The following is a 26,843-nucleotide window of genomic DNA, read 5'->3' on the forward strand; positions in this document are numbered from 1 at the left end:
ATCACCATACATACCCATCAACTTAAGAAAAAGAAATGTCCCCTAAACGAAAAAATGAGCGGCTTCTCAGAATAGCTATCTGTAGAAAAAGAATTTTTTAATTTAGGGATATATGAAAGTATTAGCTTGATGGTGATGTGGCGGTACCTCAAATAAAGAAATTTTAAACATCTTAATCTGCCTTTCCTTTATGTAAATATGGGAATAATGAAATTACCCCAAGGATAGCTAAACAAGCTCCAATCCATAGAGGAGATACAAAACCATATCCTTTACTGATCCCAAGACCACCTAGTGACGAACCAATAACAATACCTAGCGTAATAAAAGAACTATGAACGGTATTTATCATTATTCCATTACTAGCTGTTTTCATCACCCTCGCAACCATAGCTGGATTCAATGCTACACCAGTTAAACCAATAAAAATCGTAGAAATCACTGCAATGTATTTATTCTCTGCACTTAAAGCAAATAAAGACAACGCTATGATTAATATAATTAATCCACCCATAAGTATTTTCATTGTAAATTTATCAGCGAACTTGCCAATTATTATATTCCCAATTACGGTCGCACTACCATAGAGAGCAAGTAAATATGGAATACTTGCACTTGAAAAGCCTGTGACATTTGTAAAGATTGGAGTGAAATAACTAAATGCTGCAAACGTACCACCAATAATGAACATACTTGTTACGTACGCTGCCCAAAGATGAATATTCTTAAATCGCAGAAGTTCGTCTTTCCAATTTAATTGCTCTTTATTTGAAGATGATGGTAACAACCGTTGAATCATAATCCCTGATACTAGCACAAGAACAGAAACAGCCCCAAAACTAATACGCCAGCCAAAATATTGCGAAATAACGGTTGTTATAGGTAAACCTAATACAGTTGCGAACATTAAACCTGCAAGTACAATTGATGCAGCTTTTCCCCTTGAATCAGAGTGAACCAATGTCGCAGAAAAGGAAATCGCAACTCCAAAAGCTGAAGCTGAAGCAATACCAGTTATAATACGTGAAATCATCATAATATCATAGTTCCAAGCAATAGCTCCGAGCGATTGACCAATTAAAAATATGAACATTAAAAACAATAATGCTTGTTTGCTGTGCATTCGTAAGAGGATTGCAGTTAAAATGGGGCCTCCTATTACCATTGCTCCTGCATAAGCTGAAATTAAATACCCAATAGATGATACAGGAACCTGAAATGCAAGAGCAAGTTCATTCATCATACCTGCAACCATAAATTCTGATGTAGTCATACAAAAGATTGCTAAAGCTAATAAATAAATAATCGATGGCATAAAAACACTCCTTATTCATTATTGTAATGATCGGTACAAAAATAGTCCGAAAAAAGAGCGCACTAAGCGCCACAAATAGACTCTATTGTTCCTTTGATAACTTGTTCAGACAACATCCGATTTTGCATCGATACATTAAGAACACGGAATCCGTAATAACTGCTTAAAAGCAGACTAGCTAATTCCTCAGCTGATTGCTTCTTTAAAATTTCACCTGTTTGCAATCCTTCCTCCATCACTGTTTCAATAGCTTGTTTAAGAAGTTCAACATGCTTCGAGAAAATTTCTTGTACCATTAAATCGTTTTTAGCACGTTCTATACTGGCATTAATCAATAAACATCCTTTTTGATCCATATTCTCAAAGTCTTCTTTCAATGCCCATTCAAAAAAATTACTTAATCGTTCTTTAACTGGAATTGGAGTATGTAACAATTTCCTTTGTTCCCTAATCCCAATTTCATGGTAGCGTTCTAATACTTGTTTATACAGTTCATGTTTACTACCGAAAGTATTGTATAAACTTCCTTTTCCAAGTCCTGTATCACTGCATAAATCTTGTGTAGAACACCCTTCATATCCTCTTAACCAAAATGTTTTCATTGCAACATCTACAATTGAGGAATAATCAAACTCTCGAGGTCTGCCGCGTTTATTCAATCGTATCCTCCTCTCATTTTAAAGATAACATGAATAGAATACCCTTTTTGTACCATGCGGTCAATAATTTTGTTTTATTGTTACTGTAAAATAAAATTTGATTATTTTAGATTACGAATAATGAAAAATAGCCCCCTTATTCAAATTGCCTAGCGAAAAAATCACGTTTTAATAGACTTCTTTATCATCCCTACCTTTCTATAAATTACTAGTTATGAAACGAGGATCGTTTCATAACTAGTAATTTACTTGATTATCTTGATGGGTATGGAGTAGTGCCCCTATAAACAAAACCCACCAGAAACATCTAAAATCTGCCCCGTTACCCAGCGGCTATCAGAAGAAGCAAGGAATGCTACTGCATCTGCAATATCTTCAACTTGCCCTATTCGTCCGAACACAGATGAATTCGTAGCAAAATTCCGTATTTCTGAATCATCTAGCAATTTCGCATTCATATCTGTCTTCGTATATCCAGGCATAATTGTATTCACTGTTATACCTCTTTCTCCAAGATGTTTAGCTAGAGGAAGTGTCATCGTATTTAGTGCACCTTTACTTAAACCGTATGCAATGGACCCTGTAAAACCAAGTCTTACTTCCGCTGATGAAATGTTAATAACGCGCCCTTCTACTCGTAGTAACGGTAATGTTTGCTGAATTAAAAAGAATGGCGCCTTAATATTTACGGCCATAATTTCATCAAAAACTTCTTCTGTCGTATTTTCAATCGTCCCTTGTGTACCTATCCCTGCATTGTTTACTAAAATATCAATCTCTGATGTACCAACTTTTATTTGTAATTCATGCTTTAACTGTTCTACTAGCTTTTTGACACCATCAATTGAATTGAGTTCAGCTTCAATTAAGAACGCTTTTCCTCCGTTAGATTCAATCTCACTAATCGTTTCATCTGCAGCTGTTTTATTTCGACCGTAGTGAATCGCAACTAATGCTCCATCTTTCGCCAATCTCATCGCAATCGCACGGCCAATTCCGCGACTCGCTCCTGTTACTAATGCTACTTTTCCATTAAGATTCTTCATTTCTTCCATCCTTCCTAAATTTCCGTTTGATGAATGCTATACTTATATTTTCATGCAAAAACCAATCATTTTAAATATAGATTTATAGGTAATTTAGTTCGTTCACTTATGATATTATAGTTATAATTTGCGATTTACTTTAGAAAACAAAATAAGGAGGCTACACAATGCAAAACGCCGTAAAACTGGATGAAATCGATCATAAAATTATGAACTTGTTGTATGAAAATGCGAGAATTTCTGTTTCAGAAATAGGTCGAATTATATCCATGACGCAACCTGCTGTAAAAGAACGTATTAACAAGCTTGAAGATCAAGGAGTTATAGCGGCTTATCGAACGAAATTTGAGCCTGCAAAAATTAATAAAAACATTCAAGCATTCATCATGTTTAAAACGAGCCAATGCTCTGATTTTATCCAGTATTGTAATGCAGCTCCTGAAGTAACAGATTTATTTCGAATTAGTGGGGAATTTAATTATATGATGAAGGTCATGAGCGATTCGATGGATTCTCTCGCTACATTTTTAGACTCTTTAATGCAATTTGGCTTGTCATCTCCTTTAATTGTTTTAAAGAGTGAGTTTGAGGAGAAATTGTCGTTCTAATAATGGATACGTATTATCCTCCGCTAACAGTAAAAGCTTTTCCTTTATGAGAAAATCCAACAAAATTAATGATTATTAAACAAAAAAGAACATTGATATTTCAATGTTCTTTTTTATATCTCTACTTATTAATTAGATTGCTATTCGAAAAAAGTACCTTAATCCCCTTACCCTTGATTCCTCTGCGCCTCTCTAAACTCCTCCTTCACCTTCTCTAACAACCCTTCTTCCGTAATTAATCGATACGCCGTATTTGCTAATGCTTTTGCCGATGTAATTAATGCTTTATCTCCAAGTTCTGAACGTGCTGCTTCTCTAAATTCATTCGTATGTGCAATTAAATCATCTGGTCCGATTTTAATGTACGGATGAATTGTCGGTACGACTTGACTTACGTTTCCTGCGTCGGTTGAACCGATCCCTACTCTTTCTTTACGATTCACATCTTCACCTAATAGTTCTAGTTCTTCCGCTACGATATCGTTATATGTTTTTGTTACGAGTAATTCATCGATTTCATTTTGGAATTGATGAATTTTTACTTTTGTACCTGTTGCTAACGCTGCTCCCTCAGCAATGTTTTTTACTTTTTCTGTTACTTCTGCACATCTTTTTCGCGTTGCTGCGCGGATGAAGAATCTTGCTGCGGCATAGTCAGGAATAATATTAGGTGCTTTTCCTCCCTCTGTAATGACGCCATGAATTCTCACGTCTGACGGAAGTTGTTGGCGAAGTGCATTAATACCGTTATAAAGCTGAATAACCGCATCTAATGCGTTAATCCCTTCTTCTGGCGAAGCTGCAGCGTGAGCTGTTTTTCCGTAAAAATGAAAATCAAGTGGATCGACTGCTAGTGAAGGACTCGTTGTTGCTGTCTTTCCGCTCGGATGAATCATAAGCGCTGCATCAATATTTTTAAATAAGCCTGCCTTTACATAACTCGATTTTGCGCTACCGTTCGGTCCTCCTTCTTCAGCTGGTGTTCCGAAAACGACAACTTCCCCGCCAATTTCTTCAAGCGTTTCTGATAATGCGATCGCTGCTGCAACGCTAATTGTGCCAATTAAATTGTGACCACACGCATGGCCAAGTCCTGGTAAAGCGTCATACTCAGCTAAAAATGCGATTGCTGGTCCTTGTTTTCCAGAGCTTTTTCGCGCGATAAATCCCGTTTCATGTCCAGCTATATTGTGCTGCAACTGAAACCCTGCACTACCTAGTAATAAACTTAACGTTCTTGATGCGTAAAACTCTTGGTTTCCAATCTCCGGATTCGCATGAATATCATGACTTGTTTCTATGTACTTTTCCTTATTTCTTTCGATACTCTCTTCAATTGTTTTTCTTTGTGACGCTACTCCTGTCGCTCCCATTTTTCTTCCTCCTTTTATTTTCACGTAAAAAAGCCTCTTTCTAAAAGATAGAAAGAGGCTTCTGTATATACAATCAAAATGAGCTTCTTTCTTATCTTTCAAGTTACCTTGCTGGAATTGGCACAGTATTCATAACGAATCCGCTGCCGAGGTATCATAGGGCCAGTCCCTCCACCTCTCGTGATAAGAATTTTCATAAAATTATATTAAATTATTTTTTATTCTAAGTTCATTCCAAGTAAAAGTCAAGGAATTCCTATCCGAATTTACCGAATATCTAAAAATCCTTTTAATACACCAATTGTCTCAGGTGCTTGCAGTCTTGCACATACGTACGGAAATTCCATACTACCTTCAAACATCATTTGAGATGTAAGCGGTGCGCCTGCCCAGAAGATTTCATCATCAATTACGATAAACGGGAATGCTTTATTTTGTCTTTGTAACTTTACATTTTTCAGTGGAACTGGTCCATCACTATACACTGTTATTTGCGCATTTGTACGCATTAACGCTTGCCATACTCGCTTATCCACTTGTTTTGTACTTGGAAGTGAAATAATAACTTTTCGTTTTGCGGCTAAAATATCTTTTAATAGCCCTTTCGGCTCTTCAAGATTCATTTCCATAAACCAGCGTAAACGTTTCGAAATTTTCCGTTCCCACAATTGTCTTGATGTCGTGCGATCATACACATCTCCGTGACGTTCTATATGAGCTGTTAATTGTGATAACGCTTGTTTTCTCGAAAGGTTTTTACGCATATAATGGCAATCTGATAATTGAATGAACTTCCCTCTCGCCCTTGTCACTGCTACATTGACGAGGCGATGGTTTTTATGGTCAAAGAATAATACGCCAGGTCGTTCTTGCGGATAACTGTCAACCGTATCAAAGATCATCATATCTCTTTCAGAACCTTGGAACTTATGAACTGTCGCCGCTAAAACTGGTATGTTTTGATATTTCGTTCTCTGCAACATTTCTCTAATACACGTCGATAAAAAGCGTGACTGCGCCCTGTAAGGTGTCACAATACCAATTGATTGAACACCGTCTAACAATCCGATTAACATCATTTGCATTGCTACTAAACCAGACATAATGTTAAAACGTGAACCAGAAGCAGCATCTTTTAACGAAAAAGCTCCCATTTGGCTCGTATCAAATAAAACACTCGCTTCATTTGCAAACGGCTGCAATTGCGCAAGTTCTTTACGCTCTGAAACAGACGGATGATCGTATACTCTATTTTTATAAATAAACGAATTCGTAAACTTCGATATATCCGCATGCATACGTCTTTGTTCCTGCAACATAAATAGGTTTGGGTGTGCTTCTGATTTATTAACAGACTCAACAATTCCAGCATGGTAAAACATATCTTCCCCAAGCCATTTGCGAACAAGTTCATGATTTGCCATCGCAATTGGAGGTAACTGTAAAAAGTCACCGCAAACGACGATACGTTTCCCAAGTGAAGCAGCTAATGCAATTTGCGGAACGAACGCCATACTCACCTCATCTACGACAACTAAATCAAATGTACGCTCATAAATTAGCGCATCAATGGCACATTTCGATAAAGTTGCGCCGATTACTTTCGCATTTTCAATATATTCTTTTTCTACTTCTTTAATTTTAGCCTTTTGCTTTCGAAGATCACTTTCAATCTCCTGCATACGCTTCTTATCAGAGGACGTTGCCTTATACGATAAGATTTTTTCACGAAGCTCTTGGCGTGTTTCTTCCAAGTAGAGTCTTTCCTCACCCCATGATCCGTTCGTCGTTTCAACTAACTTAGATGCAAGTAACGTTTCATGATTTCGTATATGTTCATGTTGACTATAACCGTAACGAACAATTTCGCCAGGCGTCCATTTCTTTTTCTTCTCAATTTGCTTCGTTACTTCACTCATTAATACGTCTACTGCCGCATTACTATGAGCTAACACAAGTACCGATTTTCCTTTTTGATAATGGGCCGAAATAATACGTGATAAATTGTAAGACTTCCCTGTTCCCGGCGGTCCCCATACGTACGTTGTCGGATTATAAAACGCGCGATATGCCAGTTCATTTTTTGGATTTTTCATCTTCTCAATATGTTTCGGGCTGCTCGTCCCATCAACAAGACGCTTTATACGATTACGTTTCAGCTTATCTTTACGTGCTTCTTTCAATCGCTCTTGCAGTTGCTCTAAAAGTTGCCACGGTTCACTGTATAAAACCGCTTCTCTTATTTCACCTTGTATATAATCATTTAATTTCAGTTCTATTTCTAATCCATGTACAGATAATACTTCTCCTGTCGCTTCCTCACCATCGAACTCAATTCGAATCGGTGAACCTTCAGGTAAGCTTACTTCCGAAATAAGCTGAAATACGTATACTGTACTTTCATAATCTGTATATAAAAAACGACCATTCATGATAGAAATTTTACTACCACCTATCGTTTTCCAATGTTTAATTTCATATGCTAATGCATAATGCCACTCTTTCATCGTTTCCGATAATGAAGGAGTTTGAGTAGTTGTATTCATCGTATAATCTCCTTCCTTCTCCCCAAACATACTTTCTCACTATACCATATAACACGCTAAAATTTGTAAGGTTTTTATCTTGCTTATTTTCTTAATTTTCAATAATATATTGTGTATAATTTTCAGAAAGAAGGAATCTACATGCCAGTTAGAAGAATAGAACACGTTGGACTTATGGTTGCAAACTTAGAAGCATCTATCTCATTTTATGAAGAAGTAGTCGGCTTACAGCTCCTTAAACGTATGGGGCACCCGAACCCAGACTTAAAACTCGCTTTTTTAGGTGTGGAAGAATCGAAGGAAACGATACTCGAACTCATTGAAGGTTATAACTCTTCTCTTCCGGCAGAAGGAAAAGTACATCACATTTGCTTTAAGGTAGACTCATTAGAGGATGAAATTGAAAGAATACAAAAACACGGCGTAACCTTTTTACTAGGAGAAGAAATCGAAACATTACCAGATGGAACACGTTACATATTCTTCGCTGGCCCTGATGGAGAGTGGATTGAGTTTTTTGAGACGGAGAGATAAAGTGAAACTTTAGTCAGCCCACAATAAACGGGATAATAACTTTATGATTCACATAAGGAGTAGAAACTGATGAATACAGTTTTTATTATCGTTTTTTGGGTACTTATACTATTTCCACTTCTTAATATAATTCTGATAAAGAAGTGGAATATAAGTCCCATTGATCTCATGGGGGTATTTGGCAATTTAAAAATGCTGTTTACTTATAGCACTTTTACGAATGCAAAAATAGCCAAAATACGCAAGCAGTTTCGCATAAAAACTTGCATATTTTAGGCTGTTTAATTGTACTCCTTATTTTGTTAAAGTTACCCGTCAGTTCAATTCCAAAGATCTCAGCTGACGATTAACTCAAGTACCGATTTCGGATGACCCTCATGTGATGAAGTTCGTGTTCTGTATCCGCTACACTATCTGTAGCAACAGTTGCTACCTCATTTTCTTCAACACTTGACAAGGTAAAACCTTCTTTTCAAATTCAAAGAAAAGTTTTTATTTTTCAGCATAAAGCATTATAACTCAACTGTTTTCATACAAAATTTTATGCAAAAAAAGAAAAGCGAGGCTCCCTCATATCCCCGCTACATCAATGATGTATAAAATCCTATATAAGAGATACATAGACCAAAAAACAAGATCCCCTGTACATACAAGGATTCTATGAAATTATTTGCTATCGATAATGGGACGTTATGTTAACTATATACGAATATCATATTCATCCAAAATTGCCCTTATTGATGGTACAATTAAAGTCTTGGAGGGGGATTATGGGAATTATTTTATATTTTGCATTTTATTTTGGAGTACTGTTTCTTATAATTGGTACTGCATTAGTTTTATTTATTATGGCTGCATTACCAAAAATCTGGAGTAAAAATCTATCATTCGTAATGATCGGTTTAGGGATAAATATACTTACTATTCCGTTGTCTTTTTTTATAGGTGGGATGGCAACAGATTCTCCTGATAGTACTAGGTTAGATTTTTGGAAAGGATTTTTCTTTATTCAAAAAATACCGCTCTTTTTACTGAGTTTTTTATTATTTTTAACTGTGGTGTTGTGGTTTATTCGTAAGAACAAGAAAAAAGTAAACATATAGAATTTCAAAACGACTTCCAATAACAAGAATTATGTAAATAAGCTGTCCATGTGGACAGCTTATTGTTTTTTTTGCTTAGCGTGCAAAATTCGAGTCTTGTTGGCGGTACCCCATCGCTATCAAGCTAAGTTCATACAACATCAAAGTCATTACAGCTCCATGAGTGCCTAATACTACTTTCCTTTTAAACATATAATTACATTTCTATTATTTATTTTACCACTTGTACAGATGCTGGTTTCCACCCTTGATTCTCTACCCAATCAATATTAACCTTATATTTTTTATTACTTTGTTTATCTCGTACATTACCGTAGGCTTTATTATTACCATTATTTCCAATAAAATCGAAAATCAATTGGCTCTCTGGAACATCAACAGCATAAGAGATTGCTTTTTTCATCTCACTCCAATCTACTGTTCCTTCTTTAAATTTCATATCAGGTTTTGCTCCTTGCTCTGTACCAATTGGCTTCCATGAAGGATTAGTTTGAGGATCCTTTTCTTGAGATACCGTTTTTTCTTCCTCTTTATTTTCAGTTCCGTTCGTTTTTACCGATTTTTCTACTTTTTGTTTCCCTTCTAACTGTGCTGCTTCTTTATCTTCGCTTTTCTTTTCTTCTATCTTTGCTATTTCTTTATCTTCAGTTTTCTTCTCTTCTAACTTTGTTGCTTCTTTATCTTCAGTTTTCTTCTCTTCTAACTTTGTTGCTTCTTTATCTTCAGTTTTCTTCTCTTCTATCTTTGTTGCTTCTTTATCTTCAGTTTTCTTCTCTTCTATCTTTGCTGTTTCTTTATCTTCAGTTTTCTTCTCTTCTATCTTTGTTACTTTCTTTTCTTGAGCAATTGCTTTCGTTGATGTATTAGAAGGGGTAAACAATTGGTATGTCACTATACCAACTGTCACTAATACCAAAGTAAATGCAATATTAAAAATTGCCTTTTGACGACGATTCTGTTGTTTTTCTTGAAATCTGCTTACTTGTCCCATTCTTCAAACCTCCGTGTTTACTTTCTCCTCTACTCTTTATGTATTATCCCTAAAATTCTTAATATTTTTATTAAACAATAGAAATAAACTACACTTTCCATACAGGATTTCATATCATAATAAAATTTGTGTTTTTTCAAGTATCTGACATATGTTATTCAAAATAGTTTAATACATTAAAAATTGATAAGCTTCTGCAATTAAGAAACCTTCAATTTTATTCAAAGGTGATTCCAATTACGTCCACATTAGATCTCCTGTAGAAAGCTTTTTAACAATTAAACCTCTTCTTCCCTTATTAATAATTTTAAAATTAAATTTCCCTCTATAGTATAATAAAGATGTTTCGTTTTCTAATGGGGTATGTCGTAAAATCAAAAGAGATTTTATCTCTTTTACCTTCTTTTCAGAGTAAAGTTCACCACTAGGAAATTCTATTATTCCTAATGTAATCTTTAATTCGCTCTCATCAAAAGCCCACTCTTTATTAAGTTCTCTTATCTTTTGTATAAAGCTTCTTTTAGTTTGTCCTATATAGAGCAATGTTACATTCTTAGCATATACTCTAGAGATTGCAAATATCCCCTTCTTAGAAGCTTCTTCCCTATTATAAAAGTCATTTATACTATACATGCCATACCACTTAATATGTACTGTTTCTATGAATCTCACCTCGTTTTTAGACAATATTATAATTTCTGAATGTTCAAATTACTATAGGTACATATGCTTGATTACTTGAATTATAAATTGTGCTTTTCAATAATACATTTTATTATTACTAATTTCAATAATGAAGAAAAAATACAATATTATAGTTTAATTACAAAGCTGTATAAAAACAAAGTGATGTCGTGCCACATATTTTCTTTTTTTACAATTTCAAACTATCGTGAACAAAATTTTAAAATTTATGGAATAAAAATATAATGTGTATGTACATACATTTCTATTAATTGAAGAAAAAGAGTAGAAATTTAATCTCTCTACCCTGTTAAAATTATTCAACTCCCAAAAAACTGTACATCTTCTAGAGATACTAATTTTCTAGTTTTGATGTTTTTATAGTGCTTGAGCGTGATATTATTCAAGTTTTTTCATTGATAATGCATAAATACAAACAAAACCAGTAATACATCTTTTCTGTGCCGTACTGGTTTTGTTTAGATCATCTTAAATTGTAGCTAGTTCACCGAGATTGCAAATTCCGATTTCGGTGCCCCAGCGAATACGATTGTTCCGTTCTTCGGCAGTTTCGCCTTGTTATTGCCACTCACGATGCTAAAGTTGATGCAAACTCCCTTCTCATCATACACCGCAAACGAACCCTTTGGTGGCAACGTCACGGTCATTCTTTTCTCTGTTGCCGCTTGTGGAATTGTAAACCATTTCGCATGCCCATTTGCATCCAACGTAACTTTGGATGATTGGCCTATATCAATTGGTTTTACATTTGATTCACTTACGTATAACAATCCAGCCATCTCCATATATTCATTGCCGCCTTCTGTATAGAAATGCGTTTCCGTCGTATCACGACCATTCATCACGGGTACTTGGATCTGATGCACCGCGGTGTTCGGACCTGTAATTTTTCTGCCATCCCAATAGCCTGCTGGGCCTTCCTTGCGAGTAATTTGAGTACTAAGATGTTTCGACTGAACAAGATATTGAATAGAACTAAATTTCTCGTTTACACGATAAAACTTGACACCTTCCCTCTTTGCCCATGCAGCAGCGGTTTTCTTCGAAAGCACGTTATCTTCTAGTTTCTCAGCTAAATAGTGGGTCATCACACTTTGCCCTAAACCTGGATGAGATTTATATGCGCTCTCCTTCAAATAAGTTCTTCCATTCTTCTCGGTTACGAAGTTGAGCTTGGAAGTACCCCCCTCATTAATAAAGCTTCCATCAGCAGTATATACATATTTTTCTTCTGGATTAGATGGTAAGAATAGTTCACCGTTCTTCGTAATTTCAATCTTGAAATGAGTTTCGCTATTACCATAAAATCCAGCTTTCTTTGCTACGCCTTGAGGCATTTTGACTTTGACCGGCTTACCAAAGGATTTGTTCGGCTTGATTTCCTTAATAGTACCTTTTTCTTTAAGCGTAGCGAGCAGCAATTCAGTTGCCATTAGCTGATTTGTAGAGCTCCGTCCACCAGATGTCAATACAGCCGCTGCTATTTTCTGTTCCGGAAGCACGACTAATATAGCATGTTGCAATGCCGTATCGCCGCCCTTAGCCAAAGCTTTGATCCCATATTCACTGAATGGGTATAGTTTCACACTATCCCAGCCAAGACCATAGTTAAAAATATTCTCGCCAGCCCCCGGCCACATTCCTTTTTTATATTCCTCTTGCTCCATTTCCTTAACTACCTTATCAGAGAGGATTCCTTTTCCCTGTCCCATAAATAGTTGTGAGAATCGCACCATATCTTCTGCCGTGGAAGATATACCTCCCGTACCAATAACATTCACCGATTCAATTGGAAGTTGCCCTTGGTACGCCGGGTAATATAGTCCAGCCCGATTTTCATCCCTCCATTTGTCCTGCGGCGTTTTCGTATGATTCATTTTTAAAGGCCCTGTAAAGTTTTGATGTAGAAATTCAGTAAAGCTCATACCACTAACTCTTTCCACCAAAATTTCGGCCAGCGTAAAACCATCGTTACAGTATACCGAGAAAGCACCAGGGTCCGCCTTCAAGTTTTGATTTGACAATTGCTGTAACAAGGTATCATGGGCATAGGTATCATTATCGTTAAATAAAAATGCATTACCTAACGTAGAACCTTGCAATCCAGAGGAGTGATTCAATAACATACGCGGTGTAATACGTTTGTATCGACCGTCCTTCATCTTAAAATCAGGAACATAGCGGACAACAGGAGCATCCAAATCGACTTTTCCTTCATCGACCAATTTCATTACAGCCGTTGTTGCATACATTTTACTAACTGAACCAATCCCGTATAAAGTATCTTTGGTTAGCGGCTTTTCCCCTTCCATATCGTTCTTGCCAGCCTGACCAGACAAAATAAGTTTTCCATTATCAATTAGTGCATACTGCACGCTAGCTGCCCCATGGGACTTCGTAAGTAGCTCCGCTTTCTCTGCTGCAATCTTCTTCAGTTCCTGACTAGCTACTTCTTCACCAGTTACAACAGTAGTCTTACTTTCAGAAAATGCTTTCGCTCCTGTTGGTAGAATCATAGTTACCGCTAATGCAGTGGCTAACACACCAGTTAGCTTATTTTTCATCACGGAATTACCTCCTTAAATAATTGATCGTTTTCATCATTCCTTTGTTTAACTATGAAACTATGATAAATTTTACCCGTTTTTACTTTTAGACTACTTGCTAAATTCAGCAAGTAAAATATTTTTAAAAGGATCAGGAGTATCAGCTTTAAGGCTGTTCAAATTGACTGCCAATGTATGCTTGCCTCCAAGTGTGCCTCCAGCAAAAGTTAAAAAGCCAGGAATGGTTCCTCCATGCCCCCATATCGATTCACCGTTTGAAAGCTTCATTTTGAAAATTCCAAGCCCGGAATCACCAAGCTCATCTACTCCTGTAGGGACTGTTGTAAGCATTTGCTTTAGTTGCTGTTCTTTCAATAACTTGCCCCCAAGTAAATAAGAAAAGAATTTGTTTAAATCATCAGCTGTAGAAATCATATCTCCGGCCGAGCTCCCCATACTTGGGTTATAATAAGTAACATCTTTTGGCTCACTTGCTCCGTCTAATTGGATATATCCACGGGCATGCTTGGTTCCTGGAATGACGCTTGAATTTCCAGGTAAGAATGTATTCGCTAATTCAAGTGGTTCAATAATTCGATTTTCAATCTCTTCCGCATAGCTGTTCCCAGTTACTTTTTCAATAAGAATTCCTAGTAATACATATCCTGTATTTGAATACGACCAGCTCTTTCCTGGGGCAAAATCTGGAGGCATGGATATTCCCATCTTTACTAATCCTTCAGCAGTATAAGATTTTTTTGTATCCATCATATTAAAATCCTTTGACCTTGTGTAATTAGCGATACCACTTGTGTGATTCAATAATTGCCGGATAGTAATCTGTTTATCATCATATCCATTTCCTTGAATGACACCAGGCAACCATTTTTCAATAGAATCGTCTAAATTCAAGCGGTTTTCTCCTGCTAATTGAAGTACAACTGTTGCAGTGAACGTCTTTGTCACGCTGCCAATTCGAAATCGAAAATCTGTTTTCATTGGTTTCTTGGTACTTAGATCCGCTACACCAGCCGCATAACTCCATGTTTTTCCACCCTTAGAAGTTTTAGCAAGTATCCCTGGATATCCAAGTTTCAAGGTATCCTGCATGGCCTCTTTGACGGAATTTCGATCTCTTTGGTTGCTTGTTTGTAACGAACTAGATACATTTTGAATGGACTCCGCTTTTACACTTGAGGTTGGAGTTGTATAAAACAGGGAACCTCCAGTTATTAAAAGGGCTAAACCTGTACATGTAATTTGACGATGCTTTTTCATCAAAATAATCCTCTCCCCTATTCATATTGTATAAATGGTTATTTGCTGTTTGGAACTAATCACACAGCTTTCTTCTTACCCCACTGCAAAAGGACGACATTGAATCTGTAATGTCTCTTTTCCTCCAAACAAGTCTTATTAATTGATTTGTTTTTTATAGAAATATATAGTATTTTTCTCCTCTCACTCTTCTTTACATTTTCATCTTACACAAGGAAAATCTCTTTTTTCTTACCTCTTCCTTACAAATTCCTTACGTTCAAAATCACTTTTATAATTGATTATTTTTTATGCGAGTCCCCTCACCATCAATTTAAGAATTAAAAAAAGAAGGGGATTATCCCCCTCCTTTTTACGCTTGCTCCGACTTTCGAAATTATTTAATATACCCACGATTCAGTTCCGTTAACTTTTCATTGATGTTAAAAATTTTCACTCTAATATCTTTTACACCAGCTGCTTCAAGTCTGCTCTTGTGCATTTCCGCGTATTTTTCAGCATCTTGTTTTTCTTCAAATACATAAATGCCTCCAGCTTCTTTTGTTTCTTCATTCTCAGTCCATATTTTCCAATGGAATCCTTCTTCTTCGTTAATACTTTTTGCTAAATCCCAAAATCCTTTTTCCATTTCTTCACCAAAAGGACCTTCAAACGGAAAATCGACTTGTAATAAATATGCCATTTTCACTCACTCCTATTTTTAATATAAAATTCTTGCCATTCTTTTACTGATTATGATCCGAATGATCGTAATGTCTAAATTCGTATTGCTATTATTATTCAAGCACTAATTTGAGAATCCCCTTATTTGTAACATAATCACATAATGATAGTAACTTGAACGCATAAAGTGAAAGTTTAATAGTTTTCAGTTATGTTTAAAAAATGTGATACAAACTTATCCCTAAACTAAGGACAAACAAAACAAGTGCAGGTATTGCTTTCTTAAAGGGATCTCTCGCTAATACAATTAGAGTTAATGCGGCTGCAAGCATCGTACCAGCTAATAACAATCCTGCCCATAAAGCTATTACTGGAATCCAGATTCCTATCAACATTCCAATCGCTCCTACAATCTCAAAAGCTCCAGTTAAGAAATTAAAAAACGAAGGTAAACCAAATCGTTTGAACTCATCTGCCATTTTCCCGGATATAATTTTCGTTCCTGTCATTAAAAAGAACAGAGACAACACTACTTTTACAATATTGATGAAAATTAAAATAGTAATCACACCTCTCTTATTATTTGGTAAAAACTCAGTATTGTTCAGATAATAGTCACTACCTTTATCCTATTTCCTGAGATTACCCGTATGGAAGTCGCTTCAATTTACATTACCCTTTTCAATATTAAAGGGCTGAAAATTATATGCTATAGCATATATAATACAAAAATTTGACTGGTACTAGGCAAAAAAGTGAACCTGAATCAGATATCATACAAAATAAAGCTATCTTCCCATTCCTCAAAACAAACAAAAAATTATGTGCTATAGCATATATAATACCTAAAACAAAGTTTGTTCCTTATGAATAGCATAGCATCAATAAGGAACAAATATTAATAGCGTGTATCATACAATTTGTTTAATAACGATTGTAATACTTTAATTTCTTCCTCGCTCAAATTACTCGTAACGAAATGGTGAGCGTCTTTCACTACAGGCAAGATTGTTTTCTTTAACTCGTCACCTTTTTCAGTTAAAAAAAGGTTATGTGAACGCCTATCTTGGTCATTCAAAGCCTTCTTTACAATCCCTTTTCTCTCCATTGACTGTATCATTCTAACAACAGTAGTTTGATCTTTATCAATAGCTTCCGCCAACTCTTTTTGAGTAGTGCTCCTTTGGCTACAAAGAACACTAATAATCCCCCACTGCTCTGGCGTAACTCCATACGGCTTTAATTTCTTCGTAAAATAATTGGTCATTTTCACGTCAGTACGGTGAACAAGATAGCCTATTAAATCATGTAAGTTCATATATCACCTCTATAAATTAAGATATAAAAGGATATAGCATACCAGTCAATCATTCACAATGAATGTATTTGTTTCACCATATATATGCTATGGCACATATATTAAAGTAGATTATTTTAATTGTCAAATGATTTACCTATTATTTTTCGAAAACAAAATCGCACCCTTAGATTATAGCAGGAATAACTAATCTGACGTATTTCTCTGGCGATTTCTCCCCTGTCGTTTTATGATATTCTAATAACATTTGATAAAATATGGTATCTACAGACTGTCAAACACCTTTCAAGATACCTCGTCCAGTTCTTGCTGTTACAAGATAAACAGCATATAATCAGTTAACCACCCACATTAGCAACGAAAACATAAAGAAAAGGCATTCCAAATATGAAACACCTTCTTTCGTTTTATAAAACCATCCACTTAAATCTATTTTACAAATATAACATTCAACACGCTGAAATCTTCTATTTAACGTAATCACTCATTTAACTAAAAAACTTAGTTAATTGCACAATGCTCTTCTCACTTTTCTTGCAAAATTTAGTGGATCATCAACGTCTTCGATATTAACGTAAATCAAATTTGGATCATCACATAACCACTCATTGTGTATAGACGAAACGATTATTCCTTGTTTAATAATTGTCACCACAAATTCAGTGACTTCTTTTTGTAAGAGTGCTACTCGGCCTAGGCATAATGCCCGTCCAGTTTTATTGTCTCGTGATTCGAATGAAAAGGAAGTTGTTACTCTAAAACGTTTTCCTAAGATTGTTGCTCGTATTTCATCCCTGTTTATTGTTGCCACGCATTTCCCACCGGCGAATCCTTCTTGCCCGCCGATAATTCTTGCAAACTGTTGACAAATTAATTCATCATTAAACGCCATACCTTTAATCATCCCCCCTTTTACTGTTAGGTTATGAATGAATACATAGGTCTGAAACGGTAATGAATCTAATCTATAAAAAAATGATGGCAATCTACCGAGAGCTATTAGCTCAATTATTCTTGATCGTATGAATTGTTATCAGAGTTTAAATGGTGCAGAATTTTCATTTTATGTTTAATGGGCATTGGAGACTGAAAGCAAAACTCAGCTATTATATGGTAAGACATTTTTAAAAAGCATAAAAAAGACACCCTAAGGTGCTATCCTCCGACTTGAGAATCGTATCTATGTATGGAGAAATTTAGAAAAGACAAATACAAAAGAGAAGATTCTAACTATAATTTATAGAACTCTTATGCCATGAATTACTTACATATTTCCTTATTTACCAGAAGAAGAATCTCAGTTACATTATTTTCTGAACAGTCTCGTTAAAGCCATCCCAAGAAATCCAATGCCCATTCCTATTAGCCATCCAGTTTGGGCATTACCTAACATAGATCCCACTCCTCCACCAAGAAACATACAGCCAACGAATACTAATCCTCCAATTCCCCAATTCGGCCGTTCCATAATTCAATCACATCCTTTCAATAAAACATATGCGATTAGCTCCCTCAACTTTCTTCTATAGGATAGTTCATTATTTTGCTTAGGTTTAGCGCTATCAGGGAATTCGAAAATTTCTCTTTTTTATATAGACCATTCATTTGCCACATTTCTGTTTACTTATATTTTTTAAAAGAAGGTTTCCATTCTGTTAAATCCTGATAAACAAACGTTATATTGTTACATATTTCCTCTACAACTTCGTACATACGTTTCATATCACTAGTCGTAAATAATATAGATCCTTTGCGTTGAGTGCTATCTACAATAGGTGGTATGATGTCTCCCTCTTTTAGTAATAGATCAATTAATACGACCTCGGATATGTTACTTAACTCCTTATACTTGATTTCTTTTAAGCAACCTGGTTTTGGAATCAAGCTTAAAGACATAGCATGACATTTTGAAGATACACATCTAAATTCATCTATAGTCTCAGTAGCTAACGCATCATAATAGTATCCAAATTGGGATATGCCGGTTGTTAGTTCCACCATCTTCCAGATATTACCACCACCTATCCTAACTTGAGATTCTATAATTATCGGCTTATTTTTTTTGTCTATCTTTACTTCTGTATGAGTAATGCCGTTTTCCATTTGCATGTCGTCCAAAAATAGCATTACTTTTTCCATAATTAATTGTTTTTGAGATTCATCTATAGGTGCTGGCATAATAGTATAGTTTATTATAAACGTACCTTCTTTAAATACTTCAGCTGATATCGCTAGTATAGAATGTTTTTTGTTATAAGAAACGGCTTCGACCGTATAAACTACATCACCTTCAATGTACTCTTCCACTAAAACAGGTAGTTGAATACCATTTTCTTCAAAAAATACCTCTACGTCATCTCCCGTGTCTAGCTTAGATACACCTTTACCACCTGCGCCAATCGGGGGCTTTATTATAATACTATCTTTTTTGTTCAAAAATTCATTAATGTCTTCAATAGTATTGCAAACTGTCGAATCTATCGAAAAGTCTTTACCTGCTAGCATTTCACGCATCATGTCTTTATTGCGGGTTATCATATTAGCATTGTAAGAAGGCCCTTTAACATTAAAAATCTTTGCAATTATGCAAGCTGTATCTAATGCTGTTTCGTTGAAAGATACAACCACATCAAATGGTTTCTCTTTGAATAATTCTTCAGCATAGTATATAGACAAGGGTATATTTGTCGTGTCTAATTCTTTTTTATAGAAACATTTTTCTAAGATAGTCCCATCAAAATATATGTGTTTAGCGTACGATCCTATGTACGAAACAATATAGCCACTGTCTAATGCATCTTGTATAGGCTTTGTCCATCCCCCTATAAATAAAATGTGGGGTTTATTTTCTATGTCAGTTCCTTTTAATACCTTATGCATCACAATCATCTCCTCTAAAATGAACTCGTATATTCAATATCATTTCCTTTTGATACGCCACGTCTTAACAACGCCACTAAACAAAATGTTGTTCCGAATCCCCCTATGAATAACGTAGTTTGAAGCCCAAATATTGAAACTAAAAATGCACTAGCAAAACTTCCTAATGCCCAAGCCCCCCAATTCAGCGTACGTTGTACAGCATTTACTCGGCCTAGCATGTGACTTGGTGAGGCAAGTTGTCGTATGGTTGCAGCGTAAGGGCCAAATACACCTTCTCCCATACCATGTATGATACTTGCAGCTACTATACCGATAATGGTTCCCATATATCCCATTATCGGTATAAAGGCCAAACCAGTAACTGATACAGTAGCGCTATAAATAAGCATTTTTGTATTATTAATTTGTTGACTTTTTTTCATGAGTATCGTGTTACCTATTAAAAATCCCACCGCTGCTGAGCCTACAACAAACCCTATTTCAAGTTCAGATAGACCCATTACCTTATACAGGAATATTACTAAAATACTATTTAGTATGTATTTAAAAAAACCGTAAACAGCGCCACAGGTTACAATTGGTTCTAATACAGGGTGTTTTTTAAAATATACCAAGCCTTCATATATGTTTTGGTATATGGATTTTATATTTACGTCTTTTAAAGAGCCCTCTGTATGCGGTTTAAACTTGGAAATAAATAATACAAATGCAAAACAAACAAAATACGTTACTGCGTCAATAGTAAAAGAGCCTGTTAATCCAAATAGAGTAATGATGATTCCTGCTAGCATAGGACCAATTACTACAGAAAGAGACTCCGAAAGTGCTAGTTGAGCATTTCCTTTTTTTAAATAGTCTTTATCTGTTACTATTTCAGGTAAGAAAGAAGGAATGGCAATGTTGTAAAACGTGGTGAATATCCCATTTAAAAACATGATAAATACCAGTAAAGGGAACGTTATAATATTTGTTACAGTCAGTATGAATACTGATAAAAACAATACTCCTTGACATAAACTACAAATTAGCAAGACATTTTTCCTATGAAAAATGTCTATTAAAGCACCGGCTACTAACCCGAAAATTAGGTAGGGTACAAATATAATCCCACGAAGCATGGCAGCATTTGCCTCGCTTGTTTGTAGCACCTCTAATGCAAAAAGAGGCAAAGCTACCATTGTAAGCTGGGTACCTAACAAACTTATAGACTGTCCTAGCCAAAGCTTGTGAAAATTAAAACGTTTGCTATCTTTCATAATATCCCCCCACTAAATTCATATTTATAAATTATCAAGTTAACGATATAAATAAGAACAGGAAAAGCCTATCTTTCAACTAATGTCTGTACCACATAAAAATTCGAAGCCTAATATAAAAGCGATTTTAGTTTCAAAATGAAGACTTGATCTTTAAAGCTCTCTTGGCTATTAAAAAGCTCATTTTCCGATTTTATGTCACTTTGAATCACCTCCAGCATCAGTATAACCTTGAAGGCACGCTGTTGTACGCATTTTGGAATGTAACAGCAAGATATCAAAGTTACGATGACAAGTTTTTATGTAATTATACGTAATCAAATCTGCACGATTTGAGGAAAAGAACAATCTGTGAATCTAAGGTATCAAGTTTGAATTCAACTCGTCACAAATATACACTTGGATTGGAACGATACTTTTATAGCGGTGATATATCAAGTTACCCTTTCCTAGGATTCTTCAGAAAGAACAGCGTATTTTTTCATATTAGGTGTTATTTTGTTTTGTTAGTTTAATAGCGATGTAGCACTCCCCTTTCAAAATAGTAAAGTATAAACATGAAAAAACTCCAAACAAATTTTGTTCGGAGTTTTTTCAAATACGCGATATTTATTTAATCTTCATTATCAATTTCTATTGTACCTGTCCTTGCACTAACTTTTAAAATATTTAACAGATTATCAGGTGTCTTGATTTCCACTTCATATTCAAATTTTGATTGTGCTAAGTTGTCATCTTCTAATTCGAATTCTTTTTTCACATTCATAATTTCTCCATTTGTATGAGCTAAAGAAATTTCACGAACTTGTTTCTCTGTGTAGTTTTCATTCTTTTTTGCATAATTGTAACCCATGCCATAATATCCACTAATAATAGCAATACCACTTACTAAAATAGCAATTACACTTATAATTATTTTCTTTTTATGTTTTAACATTTTCATCCACTCCTTAATGATTAATCATCTATTCCAAATCTTGCTTCAAGTGCATTTTCTGCTTGCTCTAATTGATCTTCCAGTATATCGTGTTCTTTTTCTTGCGTTTGATATTGCTCAACAGTTATCGTTCCAGCGTGATAATCTGCTTCTAGCTGATTATCAGATAGATCTATCTTGTCATCCAATTGGTCAATTTCTTTTTTTGCTGCTAAGTACGTATTTAAGTTATCTTCTTTTGCTCCAACTGGTTTCGTGTTATTTGCCTTTTCTACAATAGATGAGACTTCGTTTTTGAAATCTTGTATTTGTTTCTTATCATTTGTAGCAGCTTGTGTTTTGTTTGGTTCTTGTTGTAGTTGAGCGACTTCTTTTTGTAATTTATCATTTTCCACTTTCAGTTGTTGTACTTCTGTATTGTTATCAACTTGAGTAGAACAAGCTGTTAAGAATAAACAGGACATTGCTCCAATCAGCATCCATTTTCCCATTCTGTTTTCCTCCCTTTACATGTGCACCTTATCCTTGCCTTTATATTACTGAACAAACATTAAAGGAAGATTAATGTACAAAAAAATAAAGTGAAGGCTTTTACAGGCAGTTAATCCCTACCTCCCTCGCATTCACCGAATTTTGAGGGAGGAGTCTTACTGCCCGTTAATGCGGGATAAAATGATATAATTAACTAGTTTCTAATCTTTTTTTAATGTTTTGGAATTATAGTGATACATATTAATAAGAAGAAAAGGAGAATGTTAATGCGAGTTCTTATCGTCGAAGATGAACAAGACTTACAAAATATATTGGTGAAACGATTAAATGCAGAACATTATAGTGTCGATGCATGTGGGAATGGAGAAGATGCCCTGGATTATATAAACATGGCTACCTACGATTTGATTGTCCTTGACATTATGATTCCCGGAATAGATGGTTTACACGTATTACAAAGATTACGCGCGGACAATAATGCAACTCCTGTCTTGCTTCTTACAGCTAAAGATACAATTGATGATCGTGTAACAGGACTCGACTTAGGTGCAGATGATTATTTAGTAAAGCCGTTTGCTTTTGATGAACTGTTAGCAAGAATTCGAGTGTTAATGCGAAGAAAAACAGGAAATACATCGAATGTGTTTGAAATCGCTGACCTAGTGGTAGATTGCAATATGCATAAAGTAACAAGAGGAGACCAAGTTATCACTCTTTCCAGTAAAGAATTTGCTATTTTAGAATATATGATTCGTAATAAAGAAGTTGTGCTGACACGAGATAAAATTGAGCAACATGTGTGGAATTACGACTATGAAGGCGGATCGAATATTATTGATGTTTACGTCCGCTATCTGCGTAAAAAAATTGATAGCCAGTTTGAAACAAAGTTAATTCATACAGTGCGCGGAACTGGTTACGTATTGCGAGTAGAATCATGAAAAGACTATCAATAAAAATGAGAGTGACCCTGTGGTATACGGGGCTAATTGTAATTATTATGGCACTCGTGTTAGCTTTTATTTTAACTTCTTCAGATAAAATTTTGCTTTTTAATATGAAAGATCAATTAAAGAGCACAGTAAAAGAAAGCATGGAAGATATCGAATATAAGCATGGGCAGTTAAAGATTGACGATGATTTTGAAACCTTAGAAGATGGAGTAAATATTAGTATTTATAGTAAACAAGGTGAGCTGTTGGTAGGACATAGTCCAACAAGCTTTAATAAAAAGATATCGCTTAAATCCGATGAAATACAAACCATTAAAGACGGCAATAAAGAATGGATAGTATATGATTTTCTCCATAATGCAGGCGGCGATGAGCAAGTCTGGGTTCGTGGAATAATGACTATGAACCAATTATCCTCAACGATAAATACGCTTATCGTGGTAACAATCATCTCATTCCCATTACTTATTCTTATTGCGGCATTCGGGGGATATTTTATCACGCAAAGAGCTTTTCGACCTGTGCAACAAATGAGTGATTCAGCTAGTAAAATTGGTGATGGTAAAGACCTTTCGAAGAGAATTAATTTACAAGGTTCACCGAAAGACGAAATATATCATTTAGCACAAACCTTTGACAAAATGTTTGTGCGATTGGAGACATCATTCGAAAGTGAAAAACAATTTACATCTGACGCATCTCATGAATTAAGAACACCAACATCTGTTATTATTTCACAATGCGAATACGCTTTATCGCAGAGGAATCACCCGAAAGAAATGGAAGAATCGTTAGAAGTAATTTTAAAGCAATCACGTAAAATGTCCGCTCTAATCTCTCAACTCTTATTATTAGCAAGAGCTGACCAAGGAAATCATAATACTTTCCAATTTGAATGTATCAATATGAGTGAATTAACGGAAATCGTTGTAGAAGAGCTTTCATTAATGGTTCAAGAAGCTTCGATTGATATAACAACTAATATAGAGGAAGACCTATTTATTAAAGCAGATCAAACATTGATGATGCGTTTATTAATGAATTTACTAACGAATGCGATTGCTTATAGTAAAGCGAGCGGAACTGTGCATATGCAACTATTCCGTGATGAAACCAACATAATAGGTAAAGTCTCCGATAATGGCATCGGCATCAGCGAGCAACATATTACTAAAATATGGGACCGCTTCTATCGAGTTGACGCAGCACGAACATCTTCAAACATCGGAAACACAGGTTTAGGATTGTCGATGGTAAAATGGATTGTCGAACTACATGGAGGAGAAATTACGGTTGAAAGTAAATTAGGAGAAGGCAGTACTTTTACATTTAAACTACCAATTGAAAAAAGAGCATAATTTATACGTGTCTGTCGCTTCAGAATAAAGATTGATTCAAAGGCTCTCAACAATCCTTATGTAAAAATAACTGACGCATTTTAAACATCATCGATTTTATCATTTTGGACAACCTATTCTGTTAAATTAATATACATGCGAAAAAACTATCAAAATAAAACCCCAGAAATCCAATGGTCTCTGGGGCTTCATTATATATTTAGCTCTTTTTGCTTTTTGTTTTGTTTATGTCTATACAGTAACTTTCGACTTATTAGAGAAATCACTAATAAGGTCAGAATTAATAAGATAAGTTGCATAAATGATAAATCAAAATATTTAGCACCTGTAACGATTAAAAGTGTAGAAATCGTGCCTTTTACAACGAAAAAAATAATAACCCATAATCCGCCTTTTTTCCAGTTCATTTTATATTACCCTTTCCTACGTTTAAATTCTTAAAATATTTAATGATAGTTCGTAAATATGACAACTTAATAGAAATCTATTATATTAACAAAAAATTCATGTCTAATTAAATGCGACGATTCTATATTAAGTGAAAATGATATTCATTGTCAATTTTATTGATTATTTGAATACTTATACTTAATCTCTTTCTACTTTGTTTCTTATAAGCAATACACTCTTGTATTCAAACAAAAACACCTCCATTGCATTTGCACACTTAGTATGCGAATGCAAGAGGTGTTTATTCATATACCATCAGATAAGATTTCCTGCTTTGTTTATTTCTTGATACGTAGCTATTTTCTAGTACACGATAACTGGATCATACGTGTTCAAACTATCATATACAGTTTTTGCAACATTAGGAAGAAGGTTCACACATCCACCTGACCCTCCTGTTAAATAAGCATTATTTCCCCAGTCTTTCCGCCAGCCGGCATCGTGGAATCCTTGACCACTATTTGTGAATGGAACCCAGTAATCTACTTTAACCGCATAATCAGCTTTTCCTACTGCGTTACCTCTTAGCGTATATGGTGTTCGTTTATATAGGACGTACCACACACCTGGTGATGTATCTTCACCAGTACTATGTTTACCAGTTACTACATTTGTTGTAACAACTAATTTTCCATCTTTGTAAATCCAAATTTGTTGCTCTGCAATTGAAACTTCCGCATACGTGTCTCCGATGCCATTATTCGCTGTTGTTTTATAACCGATACCTTCCTTCTCCCAACCATTTCCGTGAATATTAGAAGCAGAAAGCGCCTTTTCGCCTTTCTCAAAGGCTTGTTGAACTTGTTTAGTTTCTTTTTCAACATCTAGTGCCCAGCCGTAGCCTTGCCCTTTTACTGATATGACTGAACCGGAATGCGTTTTAAATGAGAAATCTTTATTTAATGTTGATTTGGCATTATTAATTTCAGTAATTTTCTTCTTAATGTCACTCGCATCAATTGTAACTTTCATATCCTTTGACATAGAGGCATTTTGAATTAAATCTTTCGCTTTTAAAGGATAAACTTCATCCTGCACTTTATACTCAACAGACTGCCCAAGAAGATTCTGTAGTGCTTTCTCCTCTTTTTTGACAATCGGATCGTCTTCTTTAATAGGTTTTATGTATGCAGACTTCAGATGAATTTCGCTTTTAGATTTTTGCTTATCGTAATCTTTCAGTAGACTAGTAACGTCATACTGTTTTCCTTCAACACTTTTCGAAATAACAATTTTCCCTTGTTCTAGCTTCGCCATAGCATCTTGAGGCGCTTTTAATTTTTCATTCATAGAGATGAGCGTTTCTTCTACAAGTTTTTTCATCGTTTCACTACGATACTGATCTGCCTTCTCTGGTAGTAATGAATAATTTTCTCCCTTTGAGGAAGGGAAAAATGTCCACTGACTTTTTAATAGTTTCTTAACTTGAGGCAAATCTTTTTCCGTAAGTTCCGTTTTTGTATCTTTTTCATCTAAAATTTGTTGTTGATCAACATAGACTTTGTTTGCTAGTCCAGATGTCTTTAATTTTTGTATTGCCTGATTAGCGCTCAGACCACCAACTTTTGTGTCATTAATTGTAACATTCGAATTGAAGTGAGTTGCCTGATAATAACTCATTCCCCCAATAAGAAGTGCAATTACACCAATACCCGCTGCGATAAACTTCCAATTTGTATAACGTTTTTTTGATCTTACTCGTTTTTGATCAATTTCTTCAACTGATTCATTTGTTGTATTGTTGTTCATCAATCTTTCCCCCGTATGCATTAACGTCAAACGATTTTCAACTAAAATCATAGACTAGTGTACCTTATTTTTCCTAAAAT

Annotated in this window: 25 protein-coding genes and 1 riboswitch; of the genes, 5 read left to right on the top strand and 20 right to left on the bottom strand. The window is 35.1% G+C overall.

Annotated features, from left to right (window positions below):
• Nucleotides 1–172: 172 nt before the first annotated feature.
• From MR112_RS18130 to MR112_RS18140, 3 genes are all read right to left on the bottom strand, one after another.
• Nucleotides 173–1,315 (bottom strand): MFS transporter, encoded by a 1,143-nt coding sequence (locus tag MR112_RS18130; protein WP_134208247.1) that lies wholly within the window; start codon nt 1,313–1,315, stop codon nt 173–175.
• A gap of 62 nt (nt 1,316–1,377) precedes the next feature.
• The gene (locus tag MR112_RS18135) at nt 1,378–1,974 is read right to left on the bottom strand and encodes a TetR/AcrR family transcriptional regulator (protein WP_001042193.1); all 597 of its coding nucleotides are present in this window, start codon (nt 1,972–1,974) and stop codon (nt 1,378–1,380) included.
• 281 nt (nt 1,975–2,255) lie between these two features.
• Nucleotides 2,256–3,020 carry an SDR family oxidoreductase gene (locus MR112_RS18140; protein WP_142292945.1) on the bottom strand — a complete coding sequence of 255 codons (765 nt, stop codon included), beginning with the start codon at nt 3,018–3,020 and terminating at the stop codon, nt 2,256–2,258.
• Between the two features lie 167 nt (nt 3,021–3,187).
• Between MR112_RS18140 and MR112_RS18145 the strand changes: the two genes are divergently transcribed.
• Nucleotides 3,188–3,628, top strand: coding sequence for an Lrp/AsnC family transcriptional regulator (locus MR112_RS18145; RefSeq protein WP_001178564.1), 441 nt, complete (start codon nt 3,188–3,190; stop codon nt 3,626–3,628).
• A gap of 167 nt (nt 3,629–3,795) precedes the next feature.
• Here MR112_RS18145 and MR112_RS18150 read toward each other — a convergent pair whose 3' ends face one another.
• Both MR112_RS18150 and MR112_RS18155 read right to left on the bottom strand, forming a co-directional pair.
• Nucleotides 3,796–5,001 carry a M20 family metallopeptidase gene (locus MR112_RS18150; RefSeq protein ID WP_078187616.1) on the bottom strand — a complete coding sequence of 402 codons (1,206 nt, stop codon included), beginning with the start codon at nt 4,999–5,001 and terminating at the stop codon, nt 3,796–3,798.
• Between the two features lie 88 nt (nt 5,002–5,089).
• Nucleotides 5,090–5,191: riboswitch (SAM riboswitch) on the bottom strand.
• Nucleotides 5,192–5,267: 76 nt separating this feature from the next.
• Nucleotides 5,268–7,577, bottom strand: a complete 2,310-nt coding sequence (locus tag MR112_RS18155) for an AAA domain-containing protein (RefSeq protein ID WP_139362521.1) — start codon at nt 7,575–7,577, stop codon at nt 5,268–5,270.
• 111 nt (nt 7,578–7,688) lie between these two features.
• Between MR112_RS18155 and MR112_RS18160 the strand changes: the two genes are divergently transcribed.
• Together MR112_RS18160 and MR112_RS18165 are read left to right on the top strand one after the other, a co-directional pair.
• Complete coding sequence (locus MR112_RS18160; protein ID WP_001145268.1) at nt 7,689–8,081, top strand: VOC family protein; 393 nt, start codon at nt 7,689–7,691, stop codon at nt 8,079–8,081.
• A 770-nt stretch (nt 8,082–8,851) separates the two neighbouring features.
• Complete coding sequence (locus MR112_RS18165; RefSeq protein ID WP_000511402.1) at nt 8,852–9,184, top strand: hypothetical protein; 333 nt, start codon at nt 8,852–8,854, stop codon at nt 9,182–9,184.
• A gap of 211 nt (nt 9,185–9,395) precedes the next feature.
• Here the strand turns inward: MR112_RS18165 and MR112_RS18170 are convergent, their stop codons facing one another.
• From MR112_RS18170 to MR112_RS18230, 13 genes are all read right to left on the bottom strand, one after another.
• On the bottom strand, nt 9,396–10,175 hold the full coding sequence (locus tag MR112_RS18170; RefSeq protein ID WP_074555274.1) for a YrrS family protein: 780 nt from the start codon (nt 10,173–10,175) through the stop codon (nt 9,396–9,398).
• A gap of 237 nt (nt 10,176–10,412) precedes the next feature.
• Nucleotides 10,413–10,847: a hypothetical protein gene (locus tag MR112_RS18175; RefSeq protein ID WP_002164503.1), complete on the bottom strand. Its 435-nt coding sequence runs from the start codon at nt 10,845–10,847 to the stop codon at nt 10,413–10,415.
• A gap of 512 nt (nt 10,848–11,359) precedes the next feature.
• Nucleotides 11,360–13,444 carry a serine hydrolase domain-containing protein gene (locus tag MR112_RS18180; protein ID WP_074555277.1) on the bottom strand — a complete coding sequence of 695 codons (2,085 nt, stop codon included), beginning with the start codon at nt 13,442–13,444 and terminating at the stop codon, nt 11,360–11,362.
• Between the two features lie 93 nt (nt 13,445–13,537).
• On the bottom strand, nt 13,538–14,704 hold the full coding sequence (locus MR112_RS18185) for a serine hydrolase domain-containing protein (RefSeq protein ID WP_074555280.1): 1,167 nt from the start codon (nt 14,702–14,704) through the stop codon (nt 13,538–13,540).
• Nucleotides 14,705–15,080: 376 nt separating this feature from the next.
• Nucleotides 15,081–15,386: a monooxygenase gene (locus MR112_RS18190; RefSeq protein WP_000323757.1), complete on the bottom strand. Its 306-nt coding sequence runs from the start codon at nt 15,384–15,386 to the stop codon at nt 15,081–15,083.
• Between the two features lie 196 nt (nt 15,387–15,582).
• Entirely contained in the window at nt 15,583–15,933 is a 351-nt protein-coding gene (locus MR112_RS18195; RefSeq protein WP_074555409.1) for a DoxX family protein, read from the bottom strand.
• Between the two features lie 332 nt (nt 15,934–16,265).
• Complete coding sequence (locus MR112_RS18200; RefSeq protein ID WP_078187011.1) at nt 16,266–16,685, bottom strand: MarR family winged helix-turn-helix transcriptional regulator; 420 nt, start codon at nt 16,683–16,685, stop codon at nt 16,266–16,268.
• 505 nt (nt 16,686–17,190) lie between these two features.
• Nucleotides 17,191–17,589: a DUF1259 domain-containing protein gene (locus tag MR112_RS18205; RefSeq protein ID WP_242245184.1), complete on the bottom strand. Its 399-nt coding sequence runs from the start codon at nt 17,587–17,589 to the stop codon at nt 17,191–17,193.
• 402 nt (nt 17,590–17,991) lie between these two features.
• Nucleotides 17,992–18,153 carry a hypothetical protein gene (locus tag MR112_RS18210; RefSeq protein WP_000441009.1) on the bottom strand — a complete coding sequence of 54 codons (162 nt, stop codon included), beginning with the start codon at nt 18,151–18,153 and terminating at the stop codon, nt 17,992–17,994.
• A gap of 152 nt (nt 18,154–18,305) precedes the next feature.
• A complete protein-coding gene (locus MR112_RS18215) occupies nt 18,306–19,574 on the bottom strand; it encodes an ATP-grasp domain-containing protein (RefSeq protein ID WP_078187009.1) in 1,269 nt (422 codons plus the stop codon).
• A gap of 5 nt (nt 19,575–19,579) precedes the next feature.
• On the bottom strand, nt 19,580–20,824 hold the full coding sequence (locus MR112_RS18220; protein ID WP_078187008.1) for an MFS transporter: 1,245 nt from the start codon (nt 20,822–20,824) through the stop codon (nt 19,580–19,582).
• Nucleotides 20,825–21,437: 613 nt separating this feature from the next.
• Nucleotides 21,438–21,761: a PepSY domain-containing protein gene (locus MR112_RS18225; RefSeq protein WP_242245185.1), complete on the bottom strand. Its 324-nt coding sequence runs from the start codon at nt 21,759–21,761 to the stop codon at nt 21,438–21,440.
• Nucleotides 21,762–21,781: 20 nt separating this feature from the next.
• On the bottom strand, nt 21,782–22,252 hold the full coding sequence (locus tag MR112_RS18230) for a hypothetical protein (protein ID WP_000521301.1): 471 nt from the start codon (nt 22,250–22,252) through the stop codon (nt 21,782–21,784).
• Nucleotides 22,253–22,519: 267 nt separating this feature from the next.
• Between MR112_RS18230 and MR112_RS18235 the strand changes: the two genes are divergently transcribed.
• Together MR112_RS18235 and MR112_RS18240 are read left to right on the top strand one after the other, a co-directional pair.
• Complete coding sequence (locus MR112_RS18235; protein ID WP_001264516.1) at nt 22,520–23,194, top strand: response regulator transcription factor; 675 nt, start codon at nt 22,520–22,522, stop codon at nt 23,192–23,194.
• Complete coding sequence (locus MR112_RS18240) at nt 23,191–24,564, top strand: sensor histidine kinase (RefSeq protein ID WP_078187005.1); 1,374 nt, start codon at nt 23,191–23,193, stop codon at nt 24,562–24,564. The genes MR112_RS18235 and MR112_RS18240 overlap by 4 nt, the downstream gene beginning before the upstream one ends.
• Nucleotides 24,565–24,755: 191 nt before the next feature.
• Here the strand turns inward: MR112_RS18240 and MR112_RS18245 are convergent, their stop codons facing one another.
• Nucleotides 24,756–24,971, bottom strand: a complete 216-nt coding sequence (locus MR112_RS18245; RefSeq protein ID WP_001104104.1) for a hypothetical protein — start codon at nt 24,969–24,971, stop codon at nt 24,756–24,758.
• 346 nt (nt 24,972–25,317) lie between these two features.
• Nucleotides 25,318–26,763 carry a L,D-transpeptidase family protein gene (locus MR112_RS18250; RefSeq protein ID WP_139362469.1) on the bottom strand — a complete coding sequence of 482 codons (1,446 nt, stop codon included), beginning with the start codon at nt 26,761–26,763 and terminating at the stop codon, nt 25,318–25,320.
• Nucleotides 26,764–26,843 lie beyond the last annotated feature (80 nt).

The sequence above is a fragment of the Bacillus cereus group sp. BfR-BA-01330 genome (assembly GCF_022663885.1).
GTDB lineage: Bacteria > Bacillota > Bacilli > Bacillales > Bacillaceae_G > Bacillus_A > Bacillus_A cereus.